The organism is Streptomyces boninensis, from assembly GCF_048572725.1.
Taxonomy (GTDB): Bacteria; Actinomycetota; Actinomycetes; order Streptomycetales; family Streptomycetaceae; genus Streptomyces; species Streptomyces boninensis.
This window is the reverse complement of sequence record NZ_CP183837.1, coordinates 5645968-5659786: the sequence shown is the minus strand read 5'-3', so window position 1 is coordinate 5659786 and position 13819 is coordinate 5645968. Positions and strand designations below refer to the sequence as shown.

General features: G+C 71.7%; 15 protein-coding genes. 5 read left to right on the top strand and 10 right to left on the bottom strand.

Annotated elements, in window-relative coordinates; genetic code table 11:
- Window positions 1-121: 121 nt before the first annotated feature.
- The 3 genes from ACNNMR_RS25875 to ACNNMR_RS25865 all read left to right on the top strand — a co-directional run bounded on the left by ACNNMR_RS25875 (window position 122) and on the right by ACNNMR_RS25865 (window position 2866).
- Window positions 122-832, top strand: coding sequence for a B3/4 domain-containing protein (locus tag ACNNMR_RS25875; RefSeq protein WP_419997072.1), 711 nt, complete (start codon window positions 122-124; stop codon window positions 830-832).
- Between the two features lie 86 nt (window positions 833-918).
- Complete coding sequence (locus ACNNMR_RS25870; RefSeq protein WP_419997071.1) at window positions 919-1272, top strand: PLD nuclease N-terminal domain-containing protein; 354 nt, start codon at window positions 919-921, stop codon at window positions 1270-1272.
- Between the two features lie 106 nt (window positions 1273-1378).
- Entirely contained in the window at window positions 1379-2866 is a 1488-nt protein-coding gene (locus ACNNMR_RS25865; protein ID WP_419997070.1) for a purine-cytosine permease family protein, read from the top strand.
- On the opposite strand, the gene ACNNMR_RS25860 is transcribed toward ACNNMR_RS25865, so the two are convergent.
- Window positions 2770-4110 (bottom strand): PucR family transcriptional regulator, encoded by a 1341-nt coding sequence (locus ACNNMR_RS25860; RefSeq protein WP_419997069.1) that lies wholly within the window; start codon window positions 4108-4110, stop codon window positions 2770-2772. The genes ACNNMR_RS25865 and ACNNMR_RS25860 overlap by 97 nt on opposite strands.
- 109 nt (window positions 4111-4219) lie before the next feature.
- Between ACNNMR_RS25860 and ACNNMR_RS25855 the strand changes: the two genes are divergently transcribed.
- Entirely contained in the window at window positions 4220-4660 is a 441-nt protein-coding gene (locus ACNNMR_RS25855; RefSeq protein WP_419997068.1) for a nucleoside deaminase, read from the top strand.
- Window positions 4657-5625, top strand: a complete 969-nt coding sequence (locus ACNNMR_RS25850) for an isopenicillin N synthase family dioxygenase (protein ID WP_419997067.1) — start codon at window positions 4657-4659, stop codon at window positions 5623-5625. The genes ACNNMR_RS25855 and ACNNMR_RS25850 overlap by 4 nt, the downstream gene beginning before the upstream one ends.
- 22 nt (window positions 5626-5647) lie before the next feature.
- On the opposite strand, the gene ACNNMR_RS25845 is transcribed toward ACNNMR_RS25850, so the two are convergent.
- The 9 genes from ACNNMR_RS25845 to ACNNMR_RS25805 form a co-directional block, all read right to left on the bottom strand.
- Window positions 5648-6151 carry a carboxymuconolactone decarboxylase family protein gene (locus ACNNMR_RS25845; protein ID WP_419997066.1) on the bottom strand — a complete coding sequence of 168 codons (504 nt, stop codon included), beginning with the start codon at window positions 6149-6151 and terminating at the stop codon, window positions 5648-5650.
- A gap of 124 nt (window positions 6152-6275) precedes the next feature.
- A complete protein-coding gene (locus ACNNMR_RS25840; RefSeq protein WP_419997065.1) occupies window positions 6276-7151 on the bottom strand; it encodes a sigma-70 family RNA polymerase sigma factor in 876 nt (291 codons plus the stop codon).
- Window positions 7152-7196: 45 nt separating this feature from the next.
- The gene (locus tag ACNNMR_RS25835; protein WP_419997064.1) at window positions 7197-8147 is read right to left on the bottom strand and encodes a CU044_5270 family protein; all 951 of its coding nucleotides are present in this window, start codon (window positions 8145-8147) and stop codon (window positions 7197-7199) included.
- Window positions 8144-8746 (bottom strand): RNA polymerase sigma factor, encoded by a 603-nt coding sequence (locus ACNNMR_RS25830; protein ID WP_420000470.1) that lies wholly within the window; start codon window positions 8744-8746, stop codon window positions 8144-8146. The genes ACNNMR_RS25835 and ACNNMR_RS25830 overlap by 4 nt, the downstream gene beginning before the upstream one ends.
- Before the next feature lie 57 nt (window positions 8747-8803).
- A complete protein-coding gene (gene ccsB / locus ACNNMR_RS25825; RefSeq protein WP_419997063.1) occupies window positions 8804-9898 on the bottom strand; it encodes a c-type cytochrome biogenesis protein CcsB in 1095 nt (364 codons plus the stop codon).
- Window positions 9895-11652, bottom strand: a complete 1758-nt coding sequence (gene resB, locus ACNNMR_RS25820) for a cytochrome c biogenesis protein ResB (RefSeq protein ID WP_419997062.1) — start codon at window positions 11650-11652, stop codon at window positions 9895-9897. Before resB ends, ccsB begins: the two co-directional genes overlap by 4 nt.
- A gap of 4 nt (window positions 11653-11656) precedes the next feature.
- Window positions 11657-12421, bottom strand: a complete 765-nt coding sequence (locus ACNNMR_RS25815) for a cytochrome c biogenesis CcdA family protein (RefSeq protein ID WP_420000469.1) — start codon at window positions 12419-12421, stop codon at window positions 11657-11659.
- A gap of 13 nt (window positions 12422-12434) precedes the next feature.
- The gene (locus tag ACNNMR_RS25810) at window positions 12435-13046 is read right to left on the bottom strand and encodes a TlpA family protein disulfide reductase (RefSeq protein ID WP_419997061.1); all 612 of its coding nucleotides are present in this window, start codon (window positions 13044-13046) and stop codon (window positions 12435-12437) included.
- Window positions 13047-13097: 51 nt separating this feature from the next.
- Window positions 13098-13811: a histidine phosphatase family protein gene (locus ACNNMR_RS25805; RefSeq protein ID WP_419997060.1), complete on the bottom strand. Its 714-nt coding sequence runs from the start codon at window positions 13809-13811 to the stop codon at window positions 13098-13100.
- Window positions 13812-13819 lie beyond the last annotated feature (8 nt).

Below are 13819 nucleotides of genomic sequence, written 5' to 3'. Positions count from 1 at the left end.
CGAGCTGCTCCCCGTACGGCCGCCCTCACCCGCCCGCGCCGCGGCCCCGCGTAATTGGTCCCGTAACGCGCGATCTCTTTGGCCCTTCAGCGCGGGCCCGAGGCAGGCCAGGCTGGGGCGCATGACACGCACCTTCCACCACTCCGCCGCCCTGTGGGCCGACCACCCCGACCTCGTCGCCGGGGTCCTGCACGCCGACGGTCTCGATGCCGTTACGGACAGCGGGCCGCGGGTCGCCGCGTACACCGGCATCGCAAGGGAGCGGCTGGCCGGTGTCGGTACGGAGAGCGAGCTCGGCGAGATTCAGGCGTGGCGGCGGGCCTTTGCCGCGATGGGGCTGAAGCCGACGCAGTACCGGTGTGCGTCCGAGTCGCTGCTGCGGCGGCTGCGCAAGGAGGGGGAGCTGCCGCGGATTCATCCGCTGGTGGATCTGTGCAATGCGGTGTCGGTCGCGTACGCCATCCCGGTGGCGGCGATCGACGCGAGCCGGGTGGCGTGGCCGCTTCAGGTGCGGCATGCGGAGGGGGACGAGACGTACGAGACCTTCGGCGGGACCGTCGAGCACCCGCAGCCCGGGGAGGTCACCTTCGCGGACGCCGGGGGGCGGTCGCACGCCCGGCGCTGGACGAACCGGCAGTCCGGGTATTCGGCCGTCGGTCCCGGCACGACGGAGGTGCTGATCGTCGCCGAGGCGCTGCACGACACGGCGGCGCAGGACGTACCGAAGCTGATCGCGGCGCTGGGGGACGAGCTGCGGTCGCTGTGGGGGGCGGAGCCGCGGACGGGGCTGCTGACTCCGGCCGCGCCCCGCTTCGAGCTGCCGGGCAGCTGACCGGACCGGCGCCGGACAGTAACCGCGCCGCGGCCCGTACCCTGGATGGAGCACACCGCACCGCCGCACCGTCGAGGGGTCCGCTCATGCTCAGGTATCTGCCGTTCCTGCTGGTCCTGGCGGTGTGGATCTATGCGTTCATCGACTGCCTGAACACGCCGGAGAAGGAAGTCCGCAATCTCCCGAAGCTGGTGTGGGTGGCGATCATCGTCCTCTTCGGCTCGGTCCTCTTCGGCCCGCTCGCCTGGCTCTTCGCCGGCCGCCCCCGCGGCCCGCGCCCGGCGGCGGCGGGCGGCGGCACCTCCCGCGGGCGCGGCCCGCGCCGCGGCGGCTGGGTGGCCCCGGACGACAACCCGGACTTTCTCCGCTCCCTCGATGACGACAAGAAGAAGCGCAACGAGGACGGCACGGGCGGCGGCCCGGAGGACAGCGCCCGGTAATCGCCGGGAATTCCGCCGCGCGCCGTACGGTCCGTAAGCCGGGCGGGCTCCCGGTGCGGACACGCTGACCGTTGGCGGGGTCCGGCGCCGCCACCAGACTCGTGGCATGACCGCCGCCTCTGACGCCTCCTCGGCGAGCGCCGCATCGCCCGGCTCCGCCGACACCGCCACCGGCTACGGCGGCAAGGTCGCCGTCGTCGAGACCGCAGGCGCCGAGCCGATCCCCGACGCCGAGCGGCACGGGCGGCCGCTGCAGCTGCTGTGGACGTGGGCGTCGCCGCAGCTGGAGTTCGCGACCGTCTATATCGGCGTCATCTCCGTGCTCTTCTTCGGGCTGAGCTTCTGGCAGGCCGCCGCCGCGCTCGTACTCGGGACGGCCTGCGGGGCCGCCGCGCACGGGGTGCTCAGCCTCGACGGGCCGCGGTTCGGGGTGCCGCAGATGGTCGCCGGGCGGATCGCTTTCGGGCGGAAAGGGAATGCCTTCCCGGCCGCCCTCAATGCCGCCGTCGCCGGGGTCGGCTGGTTCGCCGTGAACTCCGTCAGCGCCGCCTTCGCGCTCAATACCCTCACCGGGCTGCGGCCGCTGCCCAGCCTGCTCCTGGTCGTCGCCGCCGAGATCGCGATCGGCTTCGTCGGGCACAACTTCGTGCACACCTTTGAGCGCTACGCCTTCCCGCTGCTCGGCATCGTCTTCGTGCTGGCGGCGGGGTGGATCATCAGCGGCGCCGACCTCGGCGCACCGGCCGCCGCGAGCGGCCCCGGCACCACCGCCGGCCTGCTGCTGACCTTCAGCGCCGCCTTCGGGTACGCGGCGGGCTGGAATCCGTACGCCGCCGACTACGCCCGCTATCTGCCGCGCGCCTTCGCCAAGTCCAAGACCACGGCGCTCTTCCCGGCCGTCGGCATGTTCCTCGCCATCTCCGTCGTCGCCGTCACCGGCGCGGCCTCGGCGACCGTCGCCGCGCCCGAAGGGGCCTCCCCCACCGACGCGTTCACCGGCCAGCTGCCCGGCTGGCTCGGCAATCTCGTCCTCGTCGGCATCGTCCTGGGCGCGCTCTCCGCCAACGCCCTGAACATCTACTCCTCCGCCATCTCCATCACCGCCCTCGGCCTGAAGCTCCCGCCGTGGCTGAACCGCGCCACGCTGTGCGTCGTCGCGGGCGCGGGCGGGACAGCCGCGGCGTGGGCTTCGCTGGCGGACGCGGGGCATGCGTACGAGGCGTTTCTGCTGATCATCGCGTATTGGGTGGCGCCCTGGCTGGCGGTCACGCTCACCGAGCGCCGGCTCTCCCGGCGTACGGACGACGGCGTGCTCGCCGCCCGTATCGCGGATCCGGCACACCGCAACTGGGCGGGCCCCATCGCCATGCTCGCCGGGATCGCCGTATCGGTGCCGCTCTTCTCCAACCAGGAGAAGTACGTCGGCTGGGCCGCCGAACGCTGGCCGGGCATCGGCGACCTGACCTGCGTCGTCGGCTTCGCCGTCGGTGCCGTGGTCTACGCGGCGCTCAGGCCGCTGCTGGGCCGGGGCGCGACTTCGGCGGCCGCGGAGGCCGATGCCGTGGCCGCCGACGCTCCCACCAGAATGCGGTGAGCGCACGCCGCCACCAGAAAGGCGGTGTGCTGCTCCGGGTCCGTGACCGGGACCCCCAGCAGCGTCTCGATGCGCTCCAGCCGCTGATAGAGCGACTGCCGTCCGATGTGCAGCAGCGCGGCGGTACGGGTCGGACTGCAGCCGTGCCGCAGGTGCACCTCCAGGGTGCGTACGAGGTCGCTCGGGTGCGCCGCGTCCCATGCGAGCAGCGGGCCGAGGGTGTCCTCGGCGAGGCAGGCGAGGCGGGGGCGGTTCTCGGTCAGCCCGCCGCGGGTGAGCTCCCGCTCGAGGGAGAGGGCGGCGGCGGAGACGATGCGCGGGGCCGCGCGGTCGCCGTCGCCGGCGGGCCTGGGCGCGGGCGCCGGCTCGGGGTCCGGGACGGTGAGGGCCAGCTCAAGGGTCTCCCGGGCCGCCCGCAGCGTCTCGCTCCAGCCCAGCCAGCCGTCGGCGGGCACAGCGTGGCCGAGCGCGGCGGTGATACGGGCGTCCTCCCGCCGCGTCGACTGCTCCAGCGCCTCCTGTACGGCCCGTACCGCACCTGTGCCCACCCCCGCCGACGGCACCGCCACCAACGCCAACGTGTCCCCGGGGAACGCCGCCCGCAGCACCCCGCCAAATCCCAGCACCCGCACCGCCCCGTCCAGCGCACCCCGCGCCGCCGCCGCAGGCCCGTACAAACACACTCCCACCAGCCGATGCCCCGCCGGCGGCCGGAAGCCCGCCAGGGCGGAACGGGCCGTCACCTCGGGCTGGTTGAGCGCCCGCCCCTCCGCCAGGTCGGCGAGCAGCGCGGCCGCCGCGTCGCCGCCCGGCGAGTGGTGCCGGGTGGCGGCGGCGGTGAGCAGCCGGGTCACGATGACGGTGTTGGCGGCCTCCGTGATCCGTACGAAAGGCACCACCCGGCGCAGCGCGATCAGCGGCAGCCCGAGCCGCCGGCACTCCTCCGTCACCTCCGCGGGCATCGCGGCCAGCCCCCGCCCCACCTCGACGGCCACCCCGGCCACGCCGCGGGCGGCGAGCTCGCGCACGTACGAGCGACGGGTCGGAGCGTCGGCGGTGCGGATGCCGAAGCCATTGGTCAGCAGCAGCTCCCCGCCGTCCAGGAAGGACACCGCCTCGTACACCTCGCTGGAGTGCACCCATCGCACCGGATGGTCCAAAGCCGCCGCACCCGCCAGGACTTCGGGCGCCGCCTCCCTGACCGTGTCGAGGGTGAGGATTTCGCGGAGGGTGAGTGCGGCCATGACGGGGCCTCCCATACGGGCGGGGCGGACACTTCGTCGGGGGCGGGGACGTCGGGAGAGTACGTGTCGCACGTTGCCGTGGTGTTTCCCGGAACGGAGAGTGGTGGGCATGGACGTACACGGCATGCTGGCGACCGCGGTCGACGAGGCGCGGGCCGGACTCGCCGAGGGCGGCATACCCATCGGGGCGGCACTCTACGGCCCCGACGGCAAGCCGCTCGGCCGCGGCCACAACCGCCGGGTCCAGGACGGCGATCCGTCGGTGCACGCCGAGACGGCGGCCTTCCGCGCGGCCGGGCGGCAGCGGACGTATCGCGGCACAACCATGGTGACGACGCTGTCGCCGTGCTGGTACTGCAGCGGCCTGGTGCGGCAGTTCGGCATCTCGCGGGTGGTGATCGGCGAGGCGCGGACCTTCCACGGCGGCCATGACTGGCTGGCGGAGCACGGCGTGGAGGTGGTCCTGCTGGACGACCCCGAATGCGCGGCCATGATGGCCGACTTCATCGACAAGCATCCGGATCTGTGGAACGAGGACATCGGCGCATGAAGCCTTCGAGCAGCATCCCCACCATCGACCTCACCCCCTGGCGCTCCGGCGACCCGGCGGCGCGGGCCCGGATCGCGGCGACGGTGGACGAGGCCCTGCAGACGGCGGGCTTTCTGCTGGTCACGGGCCATGGCGTGGATCCGGCGCTACGGACCGGAATCCGGGCCGCGGCGCGGGAGTTCTTCGGGCTGCCGGCGGCGGTGAAGGAGCCGTACGCGGTGAAGGTCGGCGGCCGCGGCTGGCTGGGCCCGGGCGCGGAGGCGAACGGCTACGCGGAGGGCACGGAGACGCCGCCCGACCTGAAGGAGTCCTGGTCGATGGCGGCGGACGAGCCGACGGGCGACGCTGCGGTGGACGCGGAGTGGTTCCTGCCGAACGCCTGGCCCGCGGAGGCGCCGCGGCTGCGGGCGCTGGTGACGGCGTATCTGGAGCAGATGCGGGCGCTGTCGGACGAGCTGCTGGAGCTGCTGGCAGCGGCGCTGGGCCAGGACGCCGACTTCTTCACCCGCCACACCGGGCACCCCACCTGGGGCTTCAACGTCAACTGGTACCCGGGTACGGAGGTGGTGGGCGCCCCGGCGCCCGGCCAGTTCCGGATCGGGCCGCACACGGACTTCGGGACGGTGACGGTCCTGGACCGGCAGCAGGGCAAGGGCGGGCTGCAGGTGCACACGGACGCGGGCGGCTGGGAGGACGCCCCGTACGATCCCGACGGCTTCACCATCAACATCGGCGACCTGATGGCCCGCTGGACCGGCGACCGCTGGCGGTCGGGGCGGCATCGCGTACTGCCGCCGCCGGCGGACGCGCCGGCGGAGGAGCTGATGTCGCTCGTGTACTTCTACGAGTGCGATCCCGGCACCGTGGTCGCGCCGGTCCCGGCGCCGACCGGGCGGGTGGCGTACGAGCCCGTGGACTCGCACGCCTACCTGCGCGGGAAGCTGGACGCGATCACGGTCGGGTGACCGTGATCGCACCGGCCGGGCCTCACTCGGCCGAGTCCGCGCGCCACTGCTGGGACGGCCGGACGCCGGGGAGCGGCTTGCCGATCACGGCGAGCGGGATGAAGAAGGTGACCTGACCGATCACCATGGCGAGCGTGGCCAGCTCGGCCTCGTTGTAGTGCTCGGCCGCCCGCGCGTACAGCTCGTCGGGCACCCGCTCGCCGCCCCTGCCGAGCGTGAGCACGGCCTCCACCAGCTCCAGCGCGACCCGCTCGGCGTCGGTGAAGTACGGGGCGTCCTGCCAAGAGGCCACGGCGGTGATCTTCTCCTCCGGGACGTGCGCCCGCTGCGCGTTCCCGGTGTGCAGCACCGTCAGGTAGGTGTTCCCGACGAGCTGCCCGGCGCGCAGGTGCATCAGCGCGACGGTGCCGCGCGGCACTTCGCCGTTGGCGGCGAGCTTGAACAGCGCGACGCTGATGTCGCCGAGCTCGGGGACCAGCTGGGTCGGGTCGGAGAAGCGGGGGGTGTGGGTGGCGGTCGCGTTCATGGCGAGTGTCCCTTCCAGGGCGGCGGGCGCCGGTTGCGCCCGCCTGATCGGCTGGTTCACTGCACTGACGACCCCGGTCGCGGGAAGGTGACCGCCGCGCCGGATTTTCTTCGGGAGTTTTTTCCTACGGGACCAGTCCGGCCACCCGCTCCGGGTCGGACAGGATGTCGATGGCGACGATCCGCCCGCCGGAGACGGTGAAGCTGACGACCGAGAACGGCTTCCCCTCCACGCTGCTCACCACGCCGGCGACGCCGTTGACCAGCGCGGGGTGCGTGATCGTGGCGGTCGCCATCCGCTGGAAGGTGGCCGCCTGGCCGCCCACGGCCGCCACACCGCTGAGCACCTTGAGCCCACCGGCGCCCGCGCCGCCGTCCGCCCGTAGCACCACATCCGGGTCGAGCAGCGTGACGAGGCGCTCGAAGTCGCCGCCGCGCGCGGCGGCCAGAAAGGCGTCCACCACCCGGCGCTGATCGGCCGGATCCGGGTCCGGCGGCGGGGTGGCGCCGCTGACCCGCTGCCGGGCCCGGCTGGCCAGCTTCCGTGTGGTCGCGGGCGTACGGTCGACGATCGGCGCGATGTCCTCGAACGGCACCGCGAACAGGTCGTGCAGCACGAACGCCAGCCGCTCGGCCGGGCTCAGCTCGTCCAGCACCACGAGCAGCGCAAGCCCGACCGAGTCGGTCAGCAGCGCCTGCTGCTCGGGTCCCGCCGGCACCCCCTCCGGGGTGATCACCGGGTCGGGCAGCCGGGCCTCCAGGGACTCCTCGCCGCGCCGCTTCCGGCCGCGCAGCAGATCCAGGCAGACCCGGCCCACGACGGTGGTCAGCCACCCGCCGAGATTCTCGATCCTCTCGTCCGCGGACCGGCTCAGCCGGAACCAGGCCTCCTGCACCGCGTCCTCCGCCTCGGCCAGCGAGCCGAGCATGCGATAGGCGACGGCCTTCAGATGCGGACGGTGTTCCTCGAACCGGACGGCAAGAACCTCGGCAGAATCCACGCCGCCGAACCTAGCCGGGCACCCCGGCCGCCTCCACCGATTTGTTTACGGCCGCTGCCCGGGCTTGTCGACGATGGCGCGCTGCAGCGTGGCGCTGGTGCCCAGCACCGTGCCCGGCTCGCAGGCGAGTTCGGGGTCGCCGTCGGTGCGGCCCTCAAGCAGGACCTCGCGTTCGCCGAGGTACTCCAGGGTCTCCTTGTCGAAGATCAGCTCCACCCGGGTCTCGACGCCGTGGTTCTCCTGGCGGGTGATCGCCACCCCGGGGCGGCCAAGGAAGTCGACGGCGTCGTTCACCACGGTCACGCCCGGGATCTTCGCGGTCGCCCGGTACATGGCGGCGCTCACCTTCGGGGGCAGCACGGACTCCCGGATCGTGTCGCCGACCAGCGTGAAGGCGGCCGCGTCCGTGGTCTTCTCCTCGTCCCGCTTCTCGTACAGCCAGCCGAGCATGCCCTCGGTCGTAGTGGGCAACTGCTCGTACTCGCGGTAGTTCTCGGCGTCCTTGCCGCCATATGAGTCCTGCCAGGGCAGCTTCATGTCCTTGCGGTCGACCCGCCGGTCGCGCAGCAGGCCGTCGTGCTTGCCGTCCACCGACTCCCAGATCTCGCGCTGGGTGGCGGGCTTCAGCTTGCAGGGCTCGCCCTTGACCGAGTCGTACGAGGACTTGCTCCGGATGTACATGAACTGGTCGTCGCGCACCTCGCGCGGCGCCGGTTCCTTCGCCGCCACCGCGGCGATGCGGTTCAGCAGCTGGGTGGCCGACTTGCCCTGCGGGGGGACGTCGTCGCCGGAACCGGAGCCGCCGGGCTCAAGACCGACGATCAGGCCGGCCGCGACGGCGGCGACCGCCCCGGCGGCGATCACGGGGCGCAGCCACGGGCGGCGCTTCTCAACAGGGGCTTCGGACTGCCGGATCTCGCGCATCAGGTGCTCCTTCAGCAGGAGGTGACGGCCCGGCGGAAGGTCCCTTTCCGAGTGCTTCGGGAAGTCGTTCATCGCTGTCCCTCCGGGGTGGGCCTCGCCGCAGGTTTGCGGCCACCTCTCAGCTGTCCGCCACCGCCCGGCGGTTCCACGCCCAGCTCGGCGGCGAGCTTCGTACGGGCCCGGGACAGCCGGGAGCGCACCGTGCCCACCGGGATCCCGAGCGCGTCCGCCGCGTCCTCGTAGGAGAGCTCCGCCCACGCGCACAGCGCGAACACCTCGCGCTCCTGCCGCCGCAGTCCCAGCACCGCCTCGCGTACGGCCGCAACCCGCGCGAGGTCGTCGAGCCGCCCGGCCACGTCGTCCGCGAAGTCCGGCTCGGCGGCGCGGTCGCGCGGCAGCCGGTCCATCGCCGCGGCATGCCGGCGCAGGCCGCGGCGCGTATTACGGGCGGTGTTGGTCGCGATGCCGAGCAGCCAGGGCCGTAGCGAACCGCCCTCCGCCTCCACCCGCTCGCGCAGCCGCCACGCCTCCAGGAACGTCAGCGAGACGACGTCCTCGGCCGTGGCCCAGTCGCCGGTCAGGCGATAGGCGTGGTTGTAGACGGCGCGCGCGTACGCGTCGAAGAGCTCCCCGAACGCGTCCGCGTCCCCGGCCCTGATCCGCTCCCGCAAAGAATTCGACCCCACGGTTACATACTGTCCGTGGGGCCGAGTCCGGTTCCCGGTCCGTCAGACCCCCGAGTACGAGTGCAGTCCGTCGACGAACATGTTCACGCCGTAGTAGTTGAAGAGGAAGCACAGGAACGCGACGATCGCGAGATACGCGGCCTTGCGGCCCTTCCAGCCGGCGGTGGCGCGGGCGTGCAGGTAGCAGGCGTAGACGACCCAGGTGATGAAGGACCAGACCTCCTTGGGGTCCCAGCCCCAGTAGCGGCCCCAGGCGCTCTCCGCCCAGATCGCGCCCGCCACGATGGTGAAGGTCCAGAAGGGGAAGACGGCCGCGTTCACCCGGTACGCGAACTTGTCCAGGGATGCCGCCGCCGGCGTCCGGGACAGCACCGACTTGGCGAAGGAGCCGGGCTGCGGGCCCTTCGGGTCGGCGAGCTTGGCCTCGTAGCGGTCGCGGAAGAGGTAGAGGATCGTCGCGACCGCGCCCAGGTAGAAGAGGGCGCCGCAGGTAATCGCCAGGGAGACGTGGATCCACAGCCAGTACGAGTCGAGGGCCGGGACCAACTGGTCGGAGTCGGTGTACAGGACCGTGACGGCCAGGCCCAGGTCCAGCAGCACCGTGGTGATCAGCGGCAGGCCCATCCAGCGGACGTTCTTCTTCGCCGCCAGGAAGACCAGGTACGCGCCCACGGCCACCATCGAGAAGGTGGTGGAGAACTCGTACATGTTGCCCCACGGGGCGCGCTGCACCGACCAGCCGCGGGTGAACACCCCGGCCGCGTGCAGCACGAACGCCAGCGTGGTCAGCGCGATCGCGAAGCGCCCGTACAGGTCGCCCTGCTCGTCCCCCGCCGCCGCGCCGGGGCCGTCGGCGACATCGCGGGTGCCCGCGGCGGAGCGGGTGACGACCTTCGGGCGCTCCAGCACGGTGGTGCCGCCGGCCTGCTTGACCTCGACCTTCACCGAGTCGGCGGGGGCAGCCGCCGCGCCCTCGGCGGTCAGCGCCGCCGCGGTCTTCGCGACCTTGCTGCGGCTGCCGAAGAGCCACTCGGCGATATGCGCGAAGAAAGCGAGGACGTACACCGCCATGGCCGAATAGACCAGGTAGTTGCTGATGTTCGCCAGATTCTCGTTGGTCGCGGCAGCGATGTTCACGCTCGCGCTCCTTCTTTCTGGTCTTCTTCGGTTACGGGCGGCGCCGCCGGATGCAGCGCCACCGCAAGGTCTGCGAGTTCCTCGGGCAGCTTGGCGCTCTCGCTGCGGCCGAGCCCGGCGATCTCCACGGTCGTACGGCCATCAGCACCCTCGGCCGCCCGCACCCACACCCGGCGCCGCTGGATGAACAGCGACCCGGCCAGGCCGAAGATCGCGGCCATGGCGCCGCCGAGCGCCCAGCCGTTGCCCTTCTGCTGGGAGATCTGGAAGCTGGCCCACTGCTCGAAGCCCTCGAACTTCAGCGAGCCCGCGCCGTTCGGCAGCTTCATCGTCTCGCCGGGCAGCATCATCTGCGCGAGCGGCCCGCCGCCCTTGCGCTTGAACTGCTTCATGCTCTTGGTCTCGAGCTGGTAGACGTTCTGCGGGATGCCCGCGTCCAGGCCGAGGTCGCCGTGGTAGGCGGTGAGGAAGAGCACCGGATAGTCGGGCTCGGGGAACTGGGAGAACATCGAGCCGGAGCCCTTGCCGCCGTACGTCGGGACGAAGAAGCCCTGGAAGGCCAGCTGGTCCTTCTTGCCGTTCTTGTCCTTGGCGTCGGTGACCTTGATGGCGCCGGACGAGGTCAGGTTGTTGTCCTGCGGCAGGAAGGGGGTCGGGCCCTTGTACGCGGTCTGGCCCTTGCCGTCCTTGACCGTGACCACGGGCGCGTAGCCGTGAGCCATCAGATACACCTTGGTGTCGTCGATGCTCAGCGGGTGGTTCGAGGAGATCGAGTCGCGCTGCTTCTTGCCGTCGGCGCCCTTCCACCACGTGATGTCGGCGTTGAAGACGCGCGCCGAGCCCTTCTGCGGGCCGCTGCGGGAGAACTTCGCGGTGAAGTCGTTGAGCCTGAAGCCGAAGGGGTCGAGGTCCTCGGAGCCGGAGAAGGTGCCGGGCCGGAAGTCGTCGTACTGGGTGAGCGTGTTGGAGAACTCGGTGTGCTCCAGCACCAGCTTGCCGCCGTCGGCCTTCCACAGCTGCCCCACCGCGAAGGCGATGAGCAGCACGAAGAGCGCGATGTGGAAGAGGAGGTTGCCCGCCTCGCGCAGATAGCCCTTCTCCGCGGCCACCGCGCCGCCCGTCGTGTACGAGCGGAAGCGGCGCTTCTTCAGCATCCGCTCGGCGGCCTCCAGGACCTCGTCGGCCGGCTTCTCGGTCTCCCAGGTGGTGTACGCCGGGAGCCGGTTCAGCCGCCGCGGCGCCTTCGGCGGCTTGGCGCGCAGCTGGCCGACGAACTGCCAGGAGCGCGGCACGATGCAGCCGGCGAGGGAGATGAACAGCAGGATGTAGATCGCCGAGAACCACACCGAGCTGTAGACGTGGAAGAGCTGCAGCTTGTCGTAGAGCGGCGCGAGCGTCTCGTGCTGCTCACGGAAGCGGTCGACCTTGATCTGGTCGACGGACGTCTGCGGGATGAGCGAGCCGGGGATCGCGCCGAGCGAGAGCAGGAAGAGCAGGATCAGCGCGACCCGCATCGAGGTCAGCTGCCGCCAGATCCACCGCACCCAGCCGAAGGCCTCCCGCCCGGCGAAGGCGAGGGCGCCGGCCGCGCCCGGCTTCCGTACGCCGCCGAACGATCCCGGGACGGCCTGGCCGCCCTGCGCGGGGACGGTGGCGTCCTCGTCCACGGGGGCGGTCGAGAGCTGTGAGGTGGCGGCGTCGAGATCGGCGTCGGGGCCCCGCTCGTCGGTCGTGGCCCCTCCTTCTACGGACATTGGCTCAGATCCCTACGGTGAAGTTCGACGACCAGACCTGCATGTCGTAGACGATGCGGTCCCAGACCCCCGTGACGAGCAGGATGCCGACCGCGACGAGCATGCCGCCACCGATCCGCATGACCCACACGTAATGCTGCTTGACCCAGCTGAAGGCGCCGAGCGCCCGCCGGAAGGCGATGGCGGCGAGCACGAAGGGCACGCCGAGTCCGATGCAGTACGCCACCGTGAGCAGCGCGCCGCGCCCCGCGCTGGCCTCGTTGGTGGAGAGCGTGAGCACCGCGGCCAGCGTCGGCCCGATGCAGGGCGTCCAGCCGACGCCGAAGAGCACCCCGAGCATGGGCGCGCCCGCAAGCCCGAGCGCGGGCTTCTTGTGGATACGGAACTCGCGCTGCGTCAGCCCGCCCAGGATCCCCATGAAGGCGAGGCCGAGCACGATCGTCAGCGAGCCGAGCACCTTGGAGATGGTCTCCTGGTGCTCCTTGAGCTCGTATCCGACGCTGCCGAAGAAGGTGCCGAAAGAGACGAAGACGGCGGTGAAGCCGAGCACGAAGAGCGCGGCCCCGGCGGCCATCCGCCCGCGCCGCGCCTCGGCCAGGTCCGTACCGCTGACGCCGGTGACGTACGACAGATAGCCGGGCACCAGCGGCAGCACGCACGGCGAGAAGAAGGAGACGAGGCCGCCGGCCACGGCGATGGGCAGGGCCAGCAGCAGGGCCCCGCTCAGTACGGTCTGGTTCTCGCCGGTGACGGCCGCGAGCGTCGTCAGCACGTGTACGTCACTACTCCGCGGACTTCTTCTCGGCGATCACCGGGTCGAGCGCCTTGCGCAGCTCCTTCTCGGTGAGCGGCTTCAGGGCGCGGGCCGCGATCTTGCCGTCGCGGTCGAGGATCAGGGTGGACGGGATCGCCTGCGGCGACAGCGTGCCCTTGGGGAACTTCAGGATGAGCTTGCCGGCCGGGTCGTACAGGCTCGGGTAGGTGATCCCGAAGTTGCGGTCGAAGGCCTTGGCCTGGTTGACCTCGAGGTCGCGGGTGTTGATGCCGACGAACTGCACACCCTTGTCCTTGGTGTCGTCGGAGACCTTCTTGAGGTTCGGCGCCTCGGCGCGGCAGGGCGCGCACCAGGAGCCCCAGACGTTGACGACGACGACCTTGCCCTTGTAGTCGGAGAGCTTCAGCTGCTTGTCGTGGGTCGTCTTGCCGGAGATGTCGGGGGCCGCGATGCGGTCGGCGGCCTTGACCGTGCTGATCTTGCCGGTGCCGGCGACGAACTGGGTGTTGTTGCCGCCGGACGCCTTGTTGTCACCGGAGCCGCAGCCCGCGAGGAGCAGCGCTCCGGCCGCGGTGGCGGCGGCGAGCGCCGCGCCCTTGCGCGCCCTCGAAAAAATCATGTGAAAAGTTTCCCATGCCGACTTGGGGGATCTTGGGCACCCCCCTAGTTCCTACTTTTTGCCGGACACGTTCCCGGACGCGTTCGCGGCCGCGCCGCGGATCGCACCCCGCCCGAGCCGCCGCTGCGCACCCGCCAGCAGATGCGAGGGCACCAGGTCGCGGGCCGGTTCGCTGTAGCCGACGGAGACGATCGTGTCGCCCTCGTACGTAAAAGAGGTCAGCGAGGCGAGCGTGCACTGCCGGCGCCGCGGGTCGTGCCAGAGCTTGCGCCCCTCGACGTACGACCGCACGGTCCAGATCGGCAGCTGGTGGCTGACCGCGACGGCCTCGTGCCCGCGGGCCGCGTCCTTGGCGGCGTCGAGCGCGCCCATCATCCGTACGACCTGCTGGACGTACGCCTCGCCCCAGGAGGGCTTGAAGGGATTGGAGAAGTGCTTCCAGTTGCCCGGCTTGCGCAGGGCGCCGTCGCCGACGCCGAAGGTCTTGCCCTCGAAGACGTTCGCCGCCTCGATCAGCCGGGCGTCGGTGGCGGTCTCCAGGCCGTGCGCCTCGCCGATCGGCGCCGCGGTCTCCTGCGCCCGTTCCAGCGGCGAGGCGACGACGTACTGGATGTCGCGGTCGGCGAGGGACTCCGCGACCCGCTCGGCCATCTTCCGGCCGAGGTCGGACAGGTGATAGCCGGGCGCCCGGCCGTACAGCACGCCGTCCGGGTTATGCACCTCGCCGTGCCGCATGACGTGCACGACGGTGATGTCTTTGTCCATGGAAGCCA

Bases quoted from the DNA above. Each gene is read 5' to 3' on its own strand.
- ACNNMR_RS25875 (WP_419997072.1), top strand. From the start codon at position 122: ATGACACGCACCTTCCACCACTCCGCCGCCCTGTGGGCCGACCACCCC.
- ACNNMR_RS25870 (WP_419997071.1), top strand. From the start codon at position 919: ATGCTCAGGTATCTGCCGTTCCTGCTGGTCCTGGCGGTGTGGATCTAT.
- ACNNMR_RS25865 (WP_419997070.1), top strand. From the start codon at position 1,379: ATGACCGCCGCCTCTGACGCCTCCTCGGCGAGCGCCGCATCGCCCGGC.
- ACNNMR_RS25860 (WP_419997069.1), bottom strand. From the start codon at position 4,110: ATGGCCGCACTCACCCTCCGCGAAATCCTCACCCTCGACACGGTCAGG.
- ACNNMR_RS25855 (WP_419997068.1), top strand. From the start codon at position 4,220: ATGGACGTACACGGCATGCTGGCGACCGCGGTCGACGAGGCGCGGGCC.
- ACNNMR_RS25850 (WP_419997067.1), top strand. From the start codon at position 4,657: ATGAAGCCTTCGAGCAGCATCCCCACCATCGACCTCACCCCCTGGCGC.
- ACNNMR_RS25845 (WP_419997066.1), bottom strand. From the start codon at position 6,151: ATGAACGCGACCGCCACCCACACCCCCCGCTTCTCCGACCCGACCCAG.
- ACNNMR_RS25835 (WP_419997064.1), bottom strand. From the start codon at position 8,147: ATGAACGACTTCCCGAAGCACTCGGAAAGGGACCTTCCGCCGGGCCGT.
- resB (WP_419997062.1), bottom strand. From the start codon at position 11,652: ATGTCCGTAGAAGGAGGGGCCACGACCGACGAGCGGGGCCCCGACGCC.
- ACNNMR_RS25810 (WP_419997061.1), bottom strand. From the start codon at position 13,046: ATGATTTTTTCGAGGGCGCGCAAGGGCGCGGCGCTCGCCGCCGCCACC.
- ACNNMR_RS25805 (WP_419997060.1), bottom strand. From the start codon at position 13,811: ATGGACAAAGACATCACCGTCGTGCACGTCATGCGGCACGGCGAGGTG.